General features: G+C 64.9%; 17 protein-coding genes. 7 read left to right on the top strand and 10 right to left on the bottom strand.

Translation table 11 applies throughout. The annotated features are described in order from the left end of the window. Positions 1-5: 5 nt before the first annotated feature. Entirely contained in the window at positions 6-2,294 is a 2,289-nt protein-coding gene (locus FNV92_RS24445; protein ID WP_015687367.1) for a transglycosylase domain-containing protein, read from the bottom strand. Positions 2,295-2,587: 293 nt separating this feature from the next. On the opposite strand from FNV92_RS24445, the gene FNV92_RS24440 reads away from it, so the two are divergent. Next, the gene (locus FNV92_RS24440; protein ID WP_143844218.1) at positions 2,588-3,103 is read left to right on the top strand and encodes a YcgN family cysteine cluster protein; all 516 of its coding nucleotides are present in this window, start codon (positions 2,588-2,590) and stop codon (positions 3,101-3,103) included. Positions 3,104-3,258: 155 nt separating this feature from the next. Continuing rightward, entirely contained in the window at positions 3,259-4,848 is a 1,590-nt protein-coding gene (locus FNV92_RS24435; protein ID WP_143844219.1) for an MDR family MFS transporter, read from the top strand. Positions 4,849-4,860: 12 nt separating this feature from the next. Here FNV92_RS24435 and FNV92_RS24430 read toward each other — a convergent pair whose 3' ends face one another. Continuing rightward, the gene (locus FNV92_RS24430) at positions 4,861-6,495 is read right to left on the bottom strand and encodes a thiamine pyrophosphate-requiring protein (protein WP_143844220.1); all 1,635 of its coding nucleotides are present in this window, start codon (positions 6,493-6,495) and stop codon (positions 4,861-4,863) included. Between the two features lie 131 nt (positions 6,496-6,626). Continuing rightward, positions 6,627-7,013 (bottom strand): hypothetical protein, encoded by a 387-nt coding sequence (locus tag FNV92_RS24425; RefSeq protein WP_143844221.1) that lies wholly within the window; start codon positions 7,011-7,013, stop codon positions 6,627-6,629. A 482-nt stretch (positions 7,014-7,495) separates the two neighbouring features. On the opposite strand from FNV92_RS24425, the gene FNV92_RS24420 reads away from it, so the two are divergent. Beyond that, positions 7,496-8,227 (top strand): PRC-barrel domain-containing protein, encoded by a 732-nt coding sequence (locus tag FNV92_RS24420; RefSeq protein ID WP_143844222.1) that lies wholly within the window; start codon positions 7,496-7,498, stop codon positions 8,225-8,227. Between the two features lie 803 nt (positions 8,228-9,030). On the opposite strand, the gene FNV92_RS24415 is transcribed toward FNV92_RS24420, so the two are convergent. The 7 genes from FNV92_RS24415 to ku form a co-directional block, all read right to left on the bottom strand. Continuing rightward, complete coding sequence (locus FNV92_RS24415) at positions 9,031-10,626, bottom strand: MBL fold metallo-hydrolase (protein ID WP_143844223.1); 1,596 nt, start codon at positions 10,624-10,626, stop codon at positions 9,031-9,033. Beyond that, positions 10,623-11,543, bottom strand: a complete 921-nt coding sequence (locus tag FNV92_RS24410) for a ribose-phosphate diphosphokinase (RefSeq protein ID WP_143844224.1) — start codon at positions 11,541-11,543, stop codon at positions 10,623-10,625. Before FNV92_RS24410 ends, FNV92_RS24415 begins: the two co-directional genes overlap by 4 nt. Next, complete coding sequence (locus FNV92_RS24405) at positions 11,540-13,078, bottom strand: thymidine phosphorylase family protein (protein WP_143844225.1); 1,539 nt, start codon at positions 13,076-13,078, stop codon at positions 11,540-11,542. Before FNV92_RS24405 ends, FNV92_RS24410 begins: the two co-directional genes overlap by 4 nt. A 135-nt stretch (positions 13,079-13,213) precedes the next feature. After that, positions 13,214-13,378 carry a Flp family type IVb pilin gene (locus FNV92_RS24400; protein WP_015687357.1) on the bottom strand — a complete coding sequence of 55 codons (165 nt, stop codon included), beginning with the start codon at positions 13,376-13,378 and terminating at the stop codon, positions 13,214-13,216. Between the two features lie 225 nt (positions 13,379-13,603). Further along, the gene (locus tag FNV92_RS24395) at positions 13,604-13,783 is read right to left on the bottom strand and encodes a hypothetical protein (RefSeq protein WP_015687356.1); all 180 of its coding nucleotides are present in this window, start codon (positions 13,781-13,783) and stop codon (positions 13,604-13,606) included. Positions 13,784-13,902: 119 nt separating this feature from the next. Beyond that, a complete protein-coding gene (locus FNV92_RS24390; protein WP_015687355.1) occupies positions 13,903-14,145 on the bottom strand; it encodes a hypothetical protein in 243 nt (80 codons plus the stop codon). Between the two features lie 58 nt (positions 14,146-14,203). Further along, positions 14,204-15,178 carry a non-homologous end joining protein Ku gene (gene ku / locus FNV92_RS24385; protein WP_015687354.1) on the bottom strand — a complete coding sequence of 325 codons (975 nt, stop codon included), beginning with the start codon at positions 15,176-15,178 and terminating at the stop codon, positions 14,204-14,206. A gap of 202 nt (positions 15,179-15,380) precedes the next feature. Between ku and FNV92_RS24380 the strand changes: the two genes are divergently transcribed. The 4 genes from FNV92_RS24380 to FNV92_RS24365 all read left to right on the top strand — a co-directional run bounded on the left by FNV92_RS24380 (position 15,381) and on the right by FNV92_RS24365 (position 19,469). Continuing rightward, the gene (locus FNV92_RS24380) at positions 15,381-15,536 is read left to right on the top strand and encodes a hypothetical protein (protein ID WP_015687353.1); all 156 of its coding nucleotides are present in this window, start codon (positions 15,381-15,383) and stop codon (positions 15,534-15,536) included. A gap of 227 nt (positions 15,537-15,763) precedes the next feature. Continuing rightward, a complete protein-coding gene (locus tag FNV92_RS24375) occupies positions 15,764-16,438 on the top strand; it encodes a response regulator transcription factor (protein ID WP_143844227.1) in 675 nt (224 codons plus the stop codon). Between the two features lie 91 nt (positions 16,439-16,529). Continuing rightward, positions 16,530-17,906, top strand: a complete 1,377-nt coding sequence (locus FNV92_RS24370; protein WP_143846224.1) for a sensor histidine kinase — start codon at positions 16,530-16,532, stop codon at positions 17,904-17,906. 159 nt (positions 17,907-18,065) lie between these two features. Beyond that, the gene (locus tag FNV92_RS24365; protein ID WP_143844228.1) at positions 18,066-19,469 is read left to right on the top strand and encodes a hypothetical protein; all 1,404 of its coding nucleotides are present in this window, start codon (positions 18,066-18,068) and stop codon (positions 19,467-19,469) included. Positions 19,470-19,488 lie beyond the last annotated feature (19 nt).

The raw sequence follows: 19,488 nt of genomic DNA, 5'->3' as shown, positions 1-19,488 counted from the left end.
TTCGATCAGTTCTTGCGCGGGGCGGACGCGTTCGCATTCTCTTCCGCATAGTTCTGCGGGAAGGCGAGCGCGCTGGTCGATGAAGCCGGCTTGGGCTGTTTGCCGTCGTCGGCCGTGGATTTGTTCGCGGTCCTGGCGGCGTCATCGAGCAGCTTCTCGACGCGCACCAGGATGTCGGCGCCGCGCTTGGTCAGCACCGGCGGCGGGCCGGGCTTGGTCTCCAGCACCTTCGGCGCCGCATTGGCCTGCGCATTGGCAACGCGTTCCGGCGGCAGCTTCTGGCCCATGCCGACGCCGGGAATTTCCCGGACCTCGACGCCCTGATGCGCCGCGAGCATGATGTCGTGCCAGGTCTGCGCCGGCAGCGAGCCGCCGGTCATGCGGTTGGTCGGCGAGTAGTCGTCGTTGCCGTACCAGACCGCGCAGCTGAAATTGCCGGTGTAGCCGACGAACCAGGCGTCGCGATACGCGTTGGTCGTGCCGGTCTTGCCCGCGGTCGGAATGCCGTCGAGCGCGGCGCGGCGCGCGGTGCCTTCGCTGACGACGTGGCTCATCATGCCCGCCATGTCGGCGGCGATGTTCGGCGGAATGGCCTGCCGCGGCTTCGGCCCGTCGCGGTCCCAGCGCCAGACCAGATCGCCGGCGCCGGTGCGAACCTCCAGCACGGAATGCGGCGTCACCGACTTGCCGCGGTTCGGGAAGGTCGCGTAGGCGACCGCGTGCTCGAGCACGGTGACTTCGTCGGAGCCGATCGGCATCGACGGCGTGTCGGGCAGCGGCGCCTTGAGGCCGAAGCGGCGCGCGACCTCGACGATCTTGGCGCGGCCGACCTTGGCCGGATTGGGCGCCTTGGGCTCGTTCTTCTGGCCGATCGCGATCGACAGCTTGACCGGCACCACGTTGATCGAGCGCGTGATCGCCTGCGTCAGCGTCACCGCGCCGGAATAGGAATGGCCGTAATTCTGCGGACACCAATTGCCGATGCAGACCGGGCCGTCGACCACGATCGAGTTCGGCGTGAAGCCGTTCAGCAGCGCGGTGGTGTAGACGTAAGGCTTGAACGACGAGCCGGGCTGGCGATAGGCGTCGACGGCGCGGTTGAACTGGCTGGCGCCATAGTCGCGGCCGCCGACCATGGCGCGGATGCCGCCGTCGAGATCGGAGACGACGGTTGCCGCCTGCGTCGCGTGATAGTCGCGGCCGAACTGGCGCAGCTGGTTCTCGATCGCGTCTTCCGCCGCCTTCTGCACGTTGGTGTCGATCGCGAGGCGCACCACGAAGACGCGCTCGGTGTAGGATTTCGGAAAGGTGTCGACCAGCTTGCGCATCTCGTCGAAGGCGTAGTCGAGATAGTAGTTCGGCGACGCCTCGTCGCGGCGGTCGACGGCGAAGGCCGGGTTGCGGCGGGCGCCGAACACCTGGCCCTCGGTCATGAAGCCGGCATCCACGAGGTTGTCGAGCACGACGTTGGCGCGGGCACGCGCCGCGGGCAGGTTGATGTGGGGCGCGTACTTGGTCGGCGCCTTGAACAGGCCGGCGAGCATCGCGGCTTCCGACAAGGTCACGTCGCGTGCGGACTTGTTGAAGTAGAAATGCGCCGCGCCGTCGACGCCGAAGGTGCCGCCGCCCATATAGGCGCGGTCGAGGTAGAGCTTGAGGATCTCATTCTTGGTCAGGCGCCATTCCAGCCAGACCGCGAGGAAGGCCTCGTTGACTTTGCGCTCGATGGTGCGCTCGTTGCTCAGGAACAGGTTCTTGGCGAGCTGCTGGGTGATCGAGGAGCCGCCCTGGCGGACGCCGCCGGCCTGGGCGTTGGTGACGAGCGCGCGCGCGGTGCCGGCGATGTCGATGCCGAAATGCTCGTAGAAGCGGCGGTCTTCGGTCGCCAGCGTCGCCTTGATCAGGACGTCCGGGAAATCTTCCAGCGGGATCGAATCATTGTGCTTGATGCCGCGGCTGCCGATCGGGTTGCCGTAGCGGTCGAGGAAGCTCACCGCCAGATCGGACTTCTTCAGCCAGTCCTCGTCCGCGGTCTCGCGGAAGGCCGGGATGGCGAGCGTGAGCATCAGGACCAGGCCGCCGAGCCCGAGGGTCGCGGCCTCCGACAGCGGCTCGATGAACACCCAGCGCTTCCACCGCCCGACATAGAACCGGTCCATGAAGGTCGAGTAGCGCTCATAGAGCTCGCGGATGCCCTTGGCCGAGGAGAACAGCGAGGAGTCGATGCGCGCGTCGAGGTCCAGAAAGAAATTCCGGATCCGGCTCTTCCAATTGGATGGTGTGTTCTGGACCACCTGGAACCCTTGAGGCTCGCTGCGTCAGCGTTCAAGCACCCGGCCGGGGCGGCAGCGAGACGTCTTGCGGGAATGTTGCGGCAAACCCAAGGCGCCCGGTTCGCGTCCGAGGGGACTTGCCGTTCCTTCTAGCCGAGCAGGGTCCATAAACCAATGGTCAGGCTCGCGATTTTGAACAACAGACCTAATTGAACCCCGGTTCATTACGGGCTTCACGGCGGCGTTGCTTGCAGCATCGCGGCCGCTCGCCCTAGATAGCGCCAGCCGTAGCTCTTTCGAATTTGTTGAGGCGCATGACCGCAGCTCCCAAACGACCTTCAGGCCAGGAAGGATTCTTCTGGAAAACCAAGACGTTGGAAGAGATGTCGGGGCCCGAATGGGAAAGCCTGTGCGACGGCTGCGGTCGCTGCTGCCTGAACAAACTCGAAGAAGAGGATACCGGGGAGATCTATTACACCCATGTCGGCTGCAAGCTGCTCGACGCCGGGACCTGCGGCTGCAAGGACTATCCGAATCGGTCCGACAAGGTTCCCGACTGTGTCCGCCTGACCCCTGCCAACGTCCGCACCTTGAATTGGCTGCCGCCGAGTTGCGGCTACAAGCTCGTCGCCGAGGGCCGCGACCTCTATTGGTGGCACCCGCTGGTCTCGGGCGATCCCGATACCGTGCATGAGGCCGGCGTCTCCGTCCGCGGGCGGGTCGAGGGCAGCGAGGAGGAGATCCCGGATGCGGATCTCGAGGACCACATCGTGCAATGGCCGGCGCAGCTGCCGAAACGGGCACGCCTGAAGCGACGCCCGAAGGACTGATCCGTCGCGCCGCCTGGATCACTTGTGCGGGATGGCCCGGGGGTGGGATGCTCCCATGCGCCGCGGTGCCTGCCTGAGAAGAACTTTGCTGTCTACATTGTCTCGATAGAACGAATCCTTCGCGGCGTTGCGCCGCCTCATGGCTTCCGATCGAGATGAATAAGTTCGACCGGCAGAGCAGTTCTGCCGACCTCCAGACGTTGCCCGACGAGATCGCCGAAGAGCTGTCCCGCCTTCCGGGCGAGGTGCTGAGCATCGACGACGCTCCCTCGCTCGCGCCGCCGGCGCCGCTGTCGCAGGACGAAGTCCGCACCATCGTGATCAGCCTGATGCTGACGATGTTCCTGGCAGCCCTCGACCAGACTATCGTCGCCACCGCGCTTCCGACCATCGGCCGCCAGTTCAACGACGTCTCCAATCTCTCCTGGGTCATCACCGCCTATCTGCTCGCCTCGACCGCGGTCGCGCCGGTGTTCGGGACGCTCAGCGACATCTACGGCCGCAAGGCCATGATCATCATCTCGCTCAGCCTGTTCGTGGCGGGCTCGGTGCTGTGCGCGATCGCGCCGAACATGCCGATGCTGATCCTGGCGCGCGGCCTCCAGGGGCTCGGCGGCGGCGGCATCATGCCGGTGGTGCAGACGGTGATCTCCGACGTCGTGAGCCCGCGCGAGCGCGGGCAGTACCAGGCTTATTTCTCCAGCGTCTGGATGGTCGGCGGCATCCTCGGTCCGGTCATCGGCGGGGTGTTCGCCGAGCATCTGCATTGGTCGATGATCTTCTGGATCAACCTGCCGCTCGCGGCCGCAGCGATCGTGATGTTGCTGCCTAAGATGAAGAAGATCCCGGTGTTCCACCGCAAGCGCAAGGTCGACTGGGTCGGCGGCGTGCTGCTGATGGCCTCCGCCGTCGTCTTTATGCTGGTGCTGACCTGGGGCGGCACGCGCTATCCATGGCTCTCGCCGACCGTGCTCGCGATGGTCGGCGGCGCCGTCGCGCTCGCGGTCAGCTTCGTGTGGCACGCGCGCCGCGCCGACGAGCCGTTCCTGCCGTTGAAGCTGCTGACCGGAAAGGTGGCGCCGTTCGCGCTGACGGCCGGCGGCTGCGGCCTCGGCGCGATCACCGGCCTCACCGTGCAGCTGCCGCTTTATTACGAGTCGGTCTACCATCTGAGCGCCAGCGAGGCGGGCCTTGCGCTGATCCCGCTTGCGGCGGTCTCGACCGTTGGCGCGGCCGTCGCCGGCCGCACCATGGCCCGTGCCAAACACTACAAGCGCGTCGCCATCATCGGCACGTCGTGGGCCGCGATTTGCGCGCTGGGCCTCACGCTCACCACCTTGCCGCTGTGGGGATTGCTGACGCTGATGGCCGCGTTTGCGCTCGGCCTCGGCACGACGTTTCCGGTCTGCGTGGTCTCGCTGCAGAACTCCGTCGCGCGTCCGCAGGTCGGCACCATCACCGGCGCGATGAACTTCTTTCGCTCGCTGATGTCCTCGTTCACGGTGGCGGCCTTCGCGGCGATCCTACTGATCGCGCTCGGCACCGACATTCCGCTCGCCGGCGAGCATCACGCCGCGGGCGGCCTGCCTGCGATCCCCGCCGACGACATGCGGCACGCGTTCCGCTACGTCTTCGGCGCCGCCACCGCGCTGATGGCCACCGCCTCGCTCTGCCTGATCATGATGGAGGAACGGCCGCTGGCCGGTCCCGCCACCGCGACCGCTCAGGTGGAGATGGCGGAATAGGGGCTATCCTGCTCATGTTCCCGGGCGCGATACCTCGGTCTCCTTGCTGGTGATGAACTCCAGCAGCACCGGCACGCCTTCCTTCGTTTTCTGAATGCCGCGCTTGATCGCGGGGATGATGTCCTCGGGGCGGCTCACGCGTTCGCCGTAGCCGCCGAAGGCGCGCGCCATCGCGGCATAGTCACCGGATATGTCGGTCGAGCGATATTTCTCGGTCGAGATCGGCATCACCTTCAGTTCGATCGCCATCGAGAAATTGTTAAGCAGGATCGACATGATCGGGATGCGCTCGCGCACCGCCGTCTCGAAATCCATGCCCGTGAAGCCGATCGCCGCGTCGCCCCAGACATTGATGCAGAGCTTGTCGGGTCTGGCGAGCTTTGCGCCCATCGCGAGGCCCAGGCCGTAGCCGAGCTGTGTGGTCTTGCCCCAGCCGAGATAGGAGAGGGGTGTGACCGCCTTCCAGAACGGCGAGAGCTGGTCGCGCGGGCTGCCGGCATCATGGGTGATGATGGTGTTGTTGATATCGACGGTGTGCTGCAGGTCCCACAGCACGCGATAGGGGCTCAGCGGCGCATCGTTACTGGTCAGCTTCGGCATCCATTTCTCCAGCCACTCCTTGTGCGAGGCCGCGATCTCGGCCGCGATGGTCGAAGCATCGCGGTCCGCGGTGACGGTCTTGCCGATCTCCTCCAGCAGCGCATCGAGCACGAGGCCGGCATCGCCGACGAGACCGATCTTCGCCTCGACATCCTTGTTGAGATGGTTGGGATCGAGCGTGGAGTGGATGATCGTCTTGCCCTTCGGCATCGCGATGCCGAAGCTTGTCTCGGTGAAGGAGCAGCCGATGCCGAAGATGACGTCGGCCTCGGCGAGGAATTTCGGCACCGCGCGCGGCACCGCGAGGCCGCCGGAGCCGAGCGAGAGCGGATGGGTTTCCGGGAACGACGATTTGCCGCCGAGGCTGGTGGTGACGGGAATGGACAGCCGCTCCGCAAGCCGTTTCAATTGCGGCCAGGCCTGCGCGTAATGCACGCCCTGTCCGGCATAGATCACCGGCCGCCTGGCGTTGACCAGCAGGTTAGCTGCTTCTTTCACATGGAGGGGGTCGGCACCGTAGCGGGTGCGCAGCACCGGTGTGTAGTCCAGCGGCTCCGGCACCTCCTCGTTCCACATGTCGGCGGGGATCTCGACGATGACAGGCCCGCCGCGGCCGTTCTTCAGCCTGGTGAAGGCGCGGCGGAAGATGTTGGTGACTTCAGCCGCGAGGATGATCGGCTCGGACGATTTCGAGAACGGCTTCATCGCCTCGCTGGAATTGAAGTTCGGCTCGATATGCGCCAGCCTGCGCTGATAGCCCATCGGCAGCACCAGCACAGGCACGGATTCGCCGAAGCACTGCGCGACGCCACCCATCGCATTCTCCGCGCCGGGCCCATGCTGCATGCAGAAAGCGCCGATCGTGCGCCCCGACGTCACCCGCGAGATCGCGTCCGCCATGTGCACGCCGACGCGTTCCTGCCGCACCATGACGGGCCGGATCTCGGCCTTCGCCGCGTGCTCGATCAGATGGTTGACGGGATAGCCGCAGAGGATCTCGATCCCCTCGCGCTTCATGATTTCCGCAATGGCGGTGCCGAGCTTCATAGCGTCTCTCTCCCTGGCGAGGCCGGTTGATCCGGCTGGTTGGGGAGAGAGGATCAGGAAATTGGAGGGGCGTAAAGCGCGGGCATGTGAGGGCGGCCGTTGGTCAGCTATGCCCTGCGAACGTTTAGCCGCTACTTGCAGCTCTTGCAGATCGTCAGCTTCCGCTTCAGCGCCTCATCCTCTTGATCGATCGATTGCCGCGCCGCCGGACCACTTGTGCCCAGACCGGATCTCCTGGGGCCGGTCGACTGATTGGGCGTGTCATTGTCTTCGGCGTTGTCGAAGCTCAAGCCATCATAGTCGACGGCTGGATTCGGCGCCGCTGGACGCCCGCCGATCGCCGGTGTCGACGACACCCGGTCGGACGCAGCAGGGGAATTCCTGGCGCCCGCTTGTGGCGATGCTTTGGGCGGAGTAAGCGAAACCGGCGGCGCAACTGAAGTCTGTCCTCTCGCGCTGTGCTGCGACCAGACGCCGACAACCACGAAGCCAAAAGCCAACAGCGTCGTGCGTCTCATCGGCGTCCTTCAATTAGCTCTGGTTGATCGATTGACAGCTTGGCTCGTCGCACCATGCGATGTTGAAGACTATCAGGACTCACATGGCCGTCAAAGGCCGTAGCCCCCATGGACCGAAGCGTAATCCGTGCGCGCGATGACAGCTTCGTTCGTCCGCAATCAAAGTCACCAAGAAAGAGGAACGATGTTCCATGTGGGATGTTGAGTTGGTGATCCCCCAAATCGCAGGGATCGCCAAGTGTCAGCAGCTTAATTCCAAGGGTTAAGCCAGTGAGGCTCTTTCTCTCGCCAAGGGAGATCGACCCCAGGTGCGTTCCTCCCTTGTTGAGTTGTTCGCAACAGGTCTGGCCTGACGTGCCTGCCCTGCTTGAAGGGAAGTGACCTGGCATCGCTCTTCAGTCGGCACGTATGCTGACGCTGCTCCGCTAGCTGCGATTATCGGTTCAGTTTCCCTCAATCAAGATTTTGGCAGGCAGCGCGCTATGAAGATGTTCAAGACCTTGCTCATAGCTGCCGTGATAGGCACCATCGGAGCCACTCAGGCGGCGGCTGAATGCGAGATCGCCGATGCCAGGCTTGAAGAGGCAATTCAGCAGAATCCACGGTTTCGCGGCCCGGCGAATAGTCAGTCCGTGCGCGATCTTCGCAGCCTGAGGGATGCCGCTTTGACGCTTCGGTCTTATGGACGTCATGAGGACTGCGAGCGCCTTCTCGCCAACATACGGGAATTGATCGCTGGACCGCCCATGGGGTCTTTGGGCGACAACGATGAAGAAGAGGCCGACAAGCAGATTGCTGCAACTGAACCAAAAATCAGGCGCGGAGCATCCTCGGGCAACCGGAGCAAGAAAGATGCGAAACCGTTGATCAGGATCGACGAGCTGACACCCGGTTTGAGGACCGATGAAATGATTGGGGCGGAAGTCCGCAGTTCCGACGACAAGATTGTCGGCGAGGTCCGGAACATTGTTTTTGGCACTAAGGACGGGCGCGACTACGCCATTATCGCATCGGGTGGCTTCTTCACCACCGGAAAAGACAGCATCGTGGTGCCGATCCGATTTCTGAAGGTCACTCAGGATCGATCGAGTTTCTTTCTTCCGATCGTGAAGGACGTCATGAAGACGGTTCCGGTCATGCCGGATCAGGACTACAAATGGCTCGCGGATCCAGCTTGGCGCGCCCGCAACGACGCCTTGTTTGACAAGCGCTAGGTTTTACTTGGTAGGTATGACTTGGCGTGACCTCCGGGTATTGCCGTGTTGACCAGTCCGTTGGACGCGGCGCAAGCTGGGCTACAATTCGTTGCGTTGCCTCGGGCGAAACACGCCAGCTCTGGGTCAATATCGCCTTCATAAAATATTCGCATTTACAGAAATTCGGTTTTATCGTATGTATCGCGCCATCCCGCCCGCCACAAGGGCGTTTCGCGATCGTCACGAGACGCGGGCAGGGATGCGGTGGCCGCGACGGCGTCGGCGCGCGAGGTCGGTTGCAGGGCGGACATCCCGTGAGCAGCCGCCTGCGCGGTACGACACGGCGCTGACAGCGTTCTTGTTCGGCCTCGACGGCGAGCGCACGCCAGCCGTCGGGGATTGCGGGCGGGAATGTGCGCGGACGGAGAAGTCGTGTGGTCCTGACGCCCGGGGTCTGTGCGTCAAGTCCTGCGGTGATGTGGCGGCCAACCGGCGCGCGCATCAGTCATCCGTAAGGGCGACGGGGGCAATAGTGCATCGCTCCCCGAGGAGAGCGCGAAGGACACCGTTCAAACCATCGCGCAGGGAAAGACCGGGCGACCCGCACACCTGTCGTCCATCCCGTGCGCGTTCTCCAGCACACGCGGGACTGTGGGTGCCAGCCGGCGCCCGGCCTTCCCTGCGCCCTTGTTCTCATGAGGGCGACGCAACGAAGCAAAGCCCGGGCGAAACAAGCCGCGAGGTCGCGAAGGTGCGTCTGCAAGTGAAAACGCGTTTTGGTGAGCGATGTCGTCCGTTCCAACCTCCGTCATTGCGAGAGGCTATGCCTTCTCCTCCAGCGCGCGCCGCAGCCTCCGGATGATGACGCCGCGGGCGCGATCGTCGGCGGCTGCTGCGACCCTATCGCTGATGTCGAGCACGAGTTCGGACATTTCATTGTGCCAGTCGAGATGGGTGACGGCCTCCGGCGCCAGCCGCCGGCGATGGTCGACGTCGAGCACGCGCGGTTCGGGCGCGGCGAGTTCATAGATGTCGTCCAGCATCGGCTGGTAGACCTTGGCCGCGGGAACGATGCGTTCGGCGACGCGCTCGGCGAGCCCCGCGATGGCGTCCTCCTCGCCGTGGACCAGGAACAGGCCGCGGGCGATCGGGCGGCGTGCCGCGATCCAGCTGGCCATTCCGGCGCCGTCGGCGTGGCCGGAATATTCGTCGATCATGCGAATCCGCGCCGCGACCCTGATTTCCTCGCCCTGGATCCGCACGGCCTTGGTGCCGTTCTGGAGGAAGCGGCCGAGCGTGCCGTTGGCCTGGAAGCCGGCGAGCAGCACGGTCGCACGTTCGTTCCACAGCCAGCGCTTCAGATGATGGCGGATGCGGCCGGCGTCGCACATGCCGCTCGCCGCGATGATGATGTGAAATCCGGACAGGCGCATGATCGCCTTGCTCTCCTCCGGCGTCTCGGTGAATTTGAGATGCGGCGAGTTGAGCAGGCGTTCGGCATCGACGGTCGGGTCGAGGCTCGCGGCATGTCGGCGGAACACTTCGGTGGCACGGATCGCGAGCGGCGAGTCGAGGAATATCGGGGCCGTCGGAATCTCGCCATGCTCCATCAGCTCGACCAGATCGACGATCAGCTCCTGGGTGCGCTCCACCGCGAAGGCGGGGATCAGCAGCGCGCCCCCGGCGGCGGCCGCATCGCGCACCTCGGCAGCGAGATGCTGCCTGCGGAGCGCAGGTGTCGTGGCGGCACGCAGCCGGTCGCCATAGGTCGATTCCGAGATGACGTAGTCGAGGTCGGAAGGCGCCTCGGGGTCGGGCTGGAGCAGCTTGGCTTCCGGCCCGACGTCGCCGGACAGCAGCACGCGCAGCGGACGCGGCGAACCCGGCTCGGCGATCTCGAGCTCGATCGAGGCGGAGCCGAGCAGGTGGCCGGCATTCCAGTAGCGGGCGCGGACGCCCGGGATCACGTCGGTCCAGCGTTCGTAGTCGACGGCACGGAACGATTGCAGCGTGGCGATCGCGTCCGCCTGCGTGTAGATCGGCTGCACTTCCTTGCGGCCGCGCGCCGCGTTGCGGCGGTTGAGCTGCGCGACTTCCGATTCCTGGATGCTGCCGGCATCGGGCAGCATGTAGGAGCAGAGGTCGATGGTGCCGCGCGTGGCCAGGATCCGTCCCTCGAATCCCGCGCGCACGAGCTTCGGCAGCAACCCGCTGTGGTCGATATGCGCGTGCGTCAGCAGCACGGCGTCGATGTCGGCGGGGCGGAACGGGAAGGCGCCGTAGTTGAGCTCCTTGAGCGTCTTCTGTCCCTGGAACAGGCCGCAATCGACCAGGAAACGGCCGGATGCCGTCTGAAACAGATAGCTCGAGCCGGTCACGGTGCGGGCGGCGCCGCAAAATCGGACGGTGATGCTCATGGTGTCGTCTCCGGCGAAGGGGTCTTGCTCAGTTCGGACCGCAGGGCGGCCGCGAGGGTCTCGTCGAGCGCGATTGCGTTGGTCGGATGCGGCACGCTGTCGGTCGAACGAACAGACCGGATGCCGGCATCGGCGAATGCAGCGACCATCGCAGGCGGAAACAGCGCGTGGGTGATGACCGCGTCGATGCTGGTCGCGCCCAGCGCTCTAAGCGCCTTCACCGCGACCATCAGCGTCGTTCCGGAGGAGACGATATCATCGGTCATCAGCGCCGGCCGCCCCGCCAGTATCGCGGCATCGGCAAAATGGATCTCGACGGAGCGATCGCCGCGCCGGAACTTTCGCGCGACCGTATGCTGCAGGCCGAGCCGCCCCGCGAGGTCTTTCACCCAGGGTTCGGATTCGGCATCGGGGCCGATGATGATTGTTGCGGGATCGATGCCGGCTGCCGCCAGCGCGTCGGCAATCGCCGGCATTGCGGACAGGTTCGCGGCCTCGATGCCGGGAAATACGGCGCCGATGTCGGGGGTGCGATGCAGGTGCGCATCCACGGTGACGATTCGGTCCACGATCGTCGCAAGCAGCGTACCGATGGCGTGTTGGCTGATGGCCTCGCCGGCATGAAACGCGATGTCCTGGCGCATGTAGCAGAGATAGGGCGCGACCAGCACCAGCCGCTTCGCGCCGCCGCGTCGCAGCGCCTCCGCGGCGAACAACAGGGCGATCAGCTTGTCGTTCGGCTGATCGAGCGGGGCATAGAGGATGGTGGTGTCTGCAACTGGGGCGACCGCGACGCGCAGTTCGCCGTCCGGAAAGCGGTGCAGCGCGATCTCGTCGCAGGCAAGGCCAAGCCCTGCCGCGAGGCGCCTGGCCGCATCGGTGCCGAAAGGCAGGGTCTGAAACGAGATCGTGGTCACGGCGCCTTGCTCTGGAGGGTCTCGTGACCGTTGACGATGTAGCCGGTCTGCTCTGCGGCCGCAGAGGCAGCCAGATCATGCTCGGGGCGGTCGAACGTGTAGACGCGATAGAGCGGCTCGCCTTGCTCGACCCGGTCGCCGATCTTCTTGAACAGGCGGATGCCGGCGCCCTTGTCGAGCGGTGCGCCGGCGGTCCGGGCGAGGCGATTGAGGCGCAGGCAATCGATCGCGGACACCACGCCGTCGCTCGCAGCCTTGACGTCGAAGCTGAGCGAGCCCAGCTCGGTGCTGCAGGTCGAGGGGCCCTGCGCATCGATGATCTTCTGCATCTGCTTCAACGCCGCGCCGCTGTCCAGCAGTTCGCGCGCCCGCGCATAGCCGGCGCCGCCACGCAGCTTCGGATCGTATTCCAGCAGGTGCGCGGCGAGCCGCAGCGATTTCTCGCGCAGATCGCGCGGTGCGTCCGGATCGTTGCCAAGCACCGCCATTACGTCATTGGCCTCGAGCACGGGCCCGATGCCGTTGCCGATCGGCTGGCGGCCGTCGGTCGTGATCACCTCGACCGTGCGCCCGAACCGGTCGCCGACGAATTCGAACAGCTTTCGCAGCCGCATCGCCTCGACGGCGCTGCTGACCTTCGCGGTCGGCCCGACCGGAATGTCGATCAACAGATGGGTCGAGCCCGCCGCGATCTTCTTCGACATGATGGAGGCGACCATCTGCTCGCGGGTATCGAGGCTCAGGGGGCGCTCGACCGAGATCAGGACGTCGTCGGCCGGCGACAAATTCACGTGCCCGCCCCAGATCAGGCAGCCGTTGCACGCCGAGACGATCGCCTTCATCTCCTCGACGCCGACATTGACGCGCGCCAGAACTTCCATCGTGTCGGCGGTGCCGGCGGGCGAGGTGATGGCGCGCGAGGAGGTCTTGGGGATGGGCAGGCCATGGGCGGCGACGATCGGCACCACCACCATCGAGGTGCGATTGCCCGGAATGCCGCCAATGCAGTGCTTGTCGACGACGATCGGATCCGGCCATGTCAATTGCGTGCCGACCTGGGCCATCGCACCGGTGAGGGCCAGGAGCTCGTCGCTGGTGATGAAGCTCGCCGAACCGATCAGGAAGGCGGCGATCTCCATGTCGGAGTAGCGGTAATGCGCGAGGTCGTCGATGATCGCGCGGATCTCGGCCTCGCTCAATGTGCGGCCGCGGATCTTCGCGCGTACCGCCTCGAGGCTCTCGGGAGGAGAGGCGGGTGTGACCGCGACCAGCGTGCCGGCCGGTTCGGCGAAACGGCGGAATGCAGGTTCGGACAGGCCGATCTCGTCGTGGGCCGCCAGCGTGTCGTCATCGGTGATCAGCAGCGTCGCCAGCAGCACCTTGCCGTTGAGGCGGAGCTCGACGCGGCTGAAGCCGCGAAAGATCTCGGCGCGCAGCGCCTTGGATCGCCTCGAAATGACGACGACGTTCTCGCGGCCGGTGTCGAGGCGAACACGGCGAATCTTCAGTTGGGGACGGTGGGGATCAGGTTGCATGGACAGCGCCGGCGGGGAGGGCTGAGCCAATGCTAAACCGCCGCAGTCGCGATGCGCTTGACGCAGATCATGGTCGCGCGGTCGGCGCGACTGGACGGCGCGCACGATCAGGTTCGCTTCGAACCTCGGCTGCCGCTACTTCAGCGACGTACTGATCGAGTTGAATTTGTTGTTGAGGAGCGCGCTGCCCGTGTTGTTCACGACGGTCACGATGGCAAGCGCAATGCCGGCGGCGATCAGGCCGTACTCGATGGCGGTGGCGCCAGCCTCATCGGCAAGGAAAGACCTAATCAAACGCATTGCCAACTCCTGTTCATCCGGCCCAAATCCATGGCCGCGTCGTTTTCGGACCGATAAATTGATCGAATAGAGTTTTATGGCGCGCCAAAACAATCGAGCCCGCAGATGCGCGCCTTCGCCTCATACGATGGCACTCATTAAATTTGGGTTCCATCGATGGATCTAAATGGATTCAAATTGGCCGGCCATCGCGGAGCGGGCATGCTGACGTGCTTTGTGAGCCCGTCAACGACGGATCGTGGGGCTCGCCGCGCCATGGAGGCGTCGCTTCAGCGCGCCTGCCAGGCGATCGACCAGATCCTTCACAGCGCCCGGCCGCGACCGCGCCAGCGAGTCCGCGGCCTGCTCGTTCGCCGGCGCGTCGTTCACGATGCTGATGTAGTTCTTTCTGACGTCCTGCTGCACGGAGTGCAAACCCTGGTTCGATCGACGAGTTCGACCATGTTCTGCGCAACGGCAATCGGCGGTTAATTTTGTCTCCCGTAGGAATACCCTTGCCGGGGCCGCTTAACCGATTGTTGAGCCTATTGATCACCGTGCCGTCCGTCCGCGTTCAGCGCCCGCAACATCGCAATGCGGGCGAACATCAGCCAGCCGCCGCCGGTCTCGGCCGCATGGATCAGGGTCTCGATCGCGGTCTGCCAGTGGGCTTCGTGCTGCGCGTCCTCGGGCAGCTGCATGATGTAGTCCGCCGCCTGCTGCAGCGTCAGCAGTCTGCGCCTGCCGCCGATCTGAACGGGATCGTCGAATGCCGTCGACCACGGCATGTCATTCCGGCCGATCGGCGAGGGGAGACATCACGGCCCGATGGCAGACGCGATGCGTCTACCCGGCCTTCTTCGCCCGTGCCGCGGTGCGCACCGGCTTGTCGGCCTTCCTCGAAGCTTCCTTGGGCGCCGCTTCCTTGGCGGCTGCCGTCTTGCCGCCCTTGCCTGCGATCGGGAGCAGCATCTCGCGCTGGCCCTCGACGCGCTTCTTCGGCTTCTTGCCTTTGGCGACCTTGGCCGCGGGAGCTGCGTCCTTCTCGCTCGCGAGGCTCTTCTTCAGCGCGTCCATCAGGTTGATGACGTTGCCGCTGCTCTTCGGCGTCACCTTGGCTGCGATCGGTGCGCCCGCGCGCTTCTTGTTGATGAGATCGATCAGCGCCGTCTCGTAATGGTCCTCGAACAGCTCGGGCTCGAACGTGCCGGACTTCTTCTCGACGATATGCTTGGCGAGGTCGAGCATGTCCTTGGTCAGCTTCACGTCCTGGATGTCGTCGAAATATTCCTTCTCGCTGCGCACTTCGTAGGGATAGCGCAGCAGCGTGCCCATCAGGCCGCTCTCCAGCGGCTCCAGCGCGATGATGTGCTCGCGGTTGGTCAGCACCACGCGGCCGATCGCGACCTTGTTCATGCTGCGGATGGTCTCGCGGATGACCGCGAAGGCGTCGTGGCCGACCTTGCCATCCGGTACGAGATAATAGGGACGGATCAGGTAACGGCTGTCGATGTCGGTCTTCGGCACGAATTCGTCGATCTCGATCGTGTGCGTCGAGTCCAGCGCGATATCGTCGAGCTCGTCCTTGGTGACTTCGATATAGGTGTCGGTGTCGACCTTGTAGCCCTTGACGATGTCCTCGGAGGTCACCTCGTCGCCGGTCTCGGCGTCGACCTTGAGGTACTTGATCCGGTGGCCGGTCTTGCGGTTGATCTGGTTGAACGACACTTTCTCCGTATCCGAAGTGGCCGGATACAGCGCGACCGGGCAGGTCACGAGCGAGAGACGCAGAAAACCCTTCCAATTGGCGCGGGGGGCCATGGGCTACTCCAAACGCAACAGGGACACAGACCTATAAGGATACCATCGAGGAACGGCGAATCATAGCAAGGCACGCTGCGGAATCTTGCAACTGCGTTAACCCGCCGCCCGGCCTCCGGTTGCTGCCTGATCCAACGGCAAAGATCGGAACATCGCATCAGATCGGGCGTTGCCACCGTGACAGCCAGAGATTGAGGTCACCATGGCAACCACGCGAGACCAGCATCAGATCGTCGAGACCGCGACCGAAGCGCGCGCGGGCGAGCCCGGGCCGTCGGTCGCAGCCCTGCTCGCCATCTCGACCGGGCTGGCCATCCTGATCCTTGCCGTCATCTGGTTCGTGTTCTTCCGGACCTGACGGCCCGCATCGACGGGAAGGGCGGACTTTCCGACTCGCCGCGGCACGCGGCACATTGCGCCCGCCAGCCGGTTCGTCCGCCGGCCTGGCGGGCGCAGTCGCGTCGGCGCCCCAGAGGTCGTATATGACCAAAAAGTAACGCCGCCGGTTCCCCGCGTTCATATTCAGTTCACGCCGGAATTGCTCATCTCTGCCGGAGTTGATGCGGTCTAATTCTGGAGAGAAGCGTGCGCCTGCTCGTCGTTGAGGATGACCCCGATCTCAATCGCCAGCTCACCAAGGCGCTGAGCGACGCCGGTTACGTCGTCGATCGCGCCTTCGACGGGGAGGAAGGGCATTTTCTCGGTGACAACGAGCCCTACGATGCCGTGGTGCTCGACATCGGCCTGCCCAAGAAGGATGGCATCTCGGTGCTGGAAGCCTGGCGCCGCAATGGCCGTACCATGCCGGTCCTGATCCTCACCGCGCGCGACCGCTGGAGCGACAAGGTGCAGGGCTTCGATGCCGGCGCCGACGATTACGTCGCCAAGCCGTTCCATCTGGAGGAGGTGCTGGCGCGCATCCGCGCCCTGCTGCGCCGCTCGACCGGCCATGCCCAGAGCGAACTCAGCTGCGGTCCTGTCACGCTCGACACCAGGACCGGGCGGGTCAGTGTCTCCGGCAATCCCGTGAAGATGACCTCGCACGAATATCGGCTTCTGGCCTACCTAATGCATCATTCGGGGCGCGTCGTGTCCCGCACCGAGCTGGTCGAGCATCTCTACGACCAGGATTTCGACCGCGACTCCAATACGATTGAGGTCTTCGTCGGCCGCATCCGCAAGAAGCTCGATGTCGATATCATCCAGACCGTCCGTGGTCTCGGCTATCTGCTGACCCCGCCGGCCGCGCCGGGCGCCTGAAGCGTCCGGACTTGACGGGCGATCGAACAGGGGCCTTGGTCGCGTCATGACCACCGACGCCCTGCCGCCTCGCGCCCCCGGGATCATTCCGATGCCCGCCAGCTCGCTCGCCAATCGCCTGTTCCTGTCGGCGACGGCCTGGCTCGTGGTGATCCTGGCCATTACCGGCGTGGTGCTGTCGTCGGTCTACAGGAATGCCACCGAGCGCGCGTTCGACCGCCGGCTCAATCTCTATCTGCGCACACTCATCGCCGAAGTCGCCACCCCCGACGAGCCACCGGACCGTCAGTTCCAGTCGCTCGGCGAGCCGCTGTTCGAGCTGCCGCTGTCCGGCTGGTACTGGCAGATCACGCGGACCGATACGGAGAAGCCGGAGGTGCGCTCCTCGCGCTCGCTCTGGGACAAGAAGCTGCCGAAGCTGGAGGAGCAGGGCAGCGAGCTCACTGCGGCCGGCATTCGCCTTGCCTATGTCGACGGGCCCGAGGGGCAGAATCTGCGCATGGTCGAGCGTCCCGTCGATCTTGGTGCCGACGGCAAATATCTGGTCAGTGTTGCCGGCGACGACACCGAGATTTTCGACGAGACGCGGAGTTTTGATTACTATCTCGGCGGCACCTTCACCGCGCTCGGCATCGTGCTGCTGCTGACCACGGTGTTCCAGGTCCGCTTCGGCCTTGCGCCGCTCAAGCGCATCTCGGAATCCATCGCCGACATCCGCTCCGGGCGGGCGGAGCGGCTCGAAGGCGAATTCCCGGTCGAGATCGCGCCGCTGGCGCGCGAGACAAATGCGTTGATCGACGCCAATCGCGAGATCGTCGAGCGTGCCCGCACCCATGTCGGCAATCTCGCCCATGCGATCAAGACGCCGCTCTCGGTGATCGTCAACGAGGCCGCCGCCCATGGCGCCGATCCCTTCGCGGCCAAGGTCATGGAGCAGGCGGACGTGATGCGCAGCCAGCTTGCCCATCATCTCGAGCGCGCCCGCATCGCGGCGCGCGTCTCGGTGGTCGGAACCGTGACGGAGGTTGCGCCCGCCATCGAGGCCCTGCGGCGGACCATGGAGAAGATCCACCGTGACCGCGGCATCATGGTCGAGGCGAACGCCGATCCGTCGGCCAAATTCCGCGGCGAGCGGCAGGATCTGGAAGAGATGGTCGGCAATCTCGTCGACAACGCCTGCAAATGGGCGGCCACGCGGGTCTTCATCGAGGTTTTGGTGGAGGCGACGCAGCACGCGGGTGCCGGCCTGCGCCTGCGGATCATCGTCGACGACGACGGGCGCGGCCTGTCGGAGGCGGAACGCGCCCAGGTTTCGCGCCGCGGCCAGCGGCTCGACGAGTCGAAGCCCGGCTCGGGGCTGGGGCTGTCGATCGTGACTGACCTTGCCGCGCTCTATGGCGGCAGCCTCTCGCTCAGTGGCGCGCCGATCGGGGGGCTGCGGGCGGAGCTGGTGCTGCCCGGAGTATAATCCTTTGTTCCGACGTGACTATTTCGCCTGCGTGAGTCCGATTAGCGCGAAACTGGAGGCATTCGCGGCAACTTCCTAAACGGCTTCTTAAGTGGGTCCCACCTATGATCGCGCAGGACGCACCTACGTCTGCCATTTTACCATGCATTATCCGGGCGCATGAGCCAGACATCGACCGAGCGGCTGAGGGAATATCTCGCGCAGCTCCCGCCGCAGGCGCAGGCGCTGCTGCTGCGGGAGTTCGAGCGCGCGCTCGAACGCGGCCAGGACACGGCTGTTGCGACCCTCGTACTCGAGCAATTACGCAAGATCGTCCGCAAGACCGAGGCCGAGGACGCCCCGCCGCCGCGCACTGACGATCTGTCGCGGCTGCTGTTCCAGGTGCTGGAACCGTTCCTGGTCGAGGCAGGCGCCCCGATCCGGGTCGGCCAGATCCGCCGCTCATCGCTGCACCCGATCTGGCAATGGCTTGGCCGCGACGGCGCCCCGGACAAGGTCAGCGAATTCGAGGCGGCGCTGGCGCGCATGCCGGCTGCCGACAGTGCCGGCCAGGTCGAGGCCCTCGCGCTGAAACTCCAGGCGGTAGCCGCCGACGCCATCTTCCAACTGACGGGACCGGGCGGCGGCGATAAGTCGCGCGCGCTCGCCCGTGTCGGTCCGCCCAATGTGATCGAGGATCTCTATTCGATCGGAGCGGTGCTTCAGGTCCGGGAAGCCATCGCCACCCTGAACGAGAAGCTGCCACGCTCACTGCGCGTTTTCGGCGATGCCCAGATCGCGTCGGTGACGGCCACGCTCAATATTCCCGTGCTCCAGACGCCGCAAATGCTGCCATTCGCGCTGTCGATGGTGGTGCAGCGCATGACCGCGCCGTGGCAGATCATCCGCCTTGCCATCAAGATTGCGGCGTCCGACGACGAGATCCGCGTCGCGGCAACGCCCTATGGCGCCGCCGTCACGATCGCCCTGCACGATCTGTCCTGCGTGGCCGCGACCCTGCGCATGGACATCAAACGCGGCCATTTCGACAACGTTGCCGACAACCTCAAGACGCTGCACGACGGTGTGCGCGGCCTGCGCACGGAACTCGATCTGCGCAATGATTCCCCCTGGGGCAAGCAGTTGACCTCGATCCGCGCCGACATTTCCAACGCGCTGCAGTCGGAGATCGACAGTGTTCCCGGCCGCGTGCGCCGCATCCTGCGCCAGCGCCCCGAGAAAGAGATTCCGCCGGGAGCGCGGATCGACAGCACCGAGGTCGAGGAAACCGTGGCGCTGATCGATTTCGTCGCAACTTGCCGCAACTACGCGAGCGAGCTTGCGATCAACGAGGTGACGCTCCGCACCTATTCCGACCTCCAGCAATATGTGGAACGGTCGACCGAGCAGCTGGTGCAGTCGCTGCGCGCCGCCGATCTCAAGATCCGCACCTATCGGCAGCAGCAGGTGCAGGCTGCGATCCGATTCTGCCAAGTGCTGTTCGGCGACGATTACGCCTCGCTGATGAGCCGTGCCGCGGAGAACGCGGCGACGGGCGAGCGCAAATCGTCGCGCGCCGGTTGATTTAAGAGCATATTTTCGT

The sequence above is a fragment of the Bradyrhizobium cosmicum genome (assembly GCF_007290395.2).
Classification (GTDB): domain Bacteria; phylum Pseudomonadota; class Alphaproteobacteria; order Rhizobiales; family Xanthobacteraceae; genus Bradyrhizobium; species Bradyrhizobium cosmicum.
Note: the sequence above shows the minus strand (reverse complement) of the source record. Positions and strands in the feature narration are given on the sequence as shown.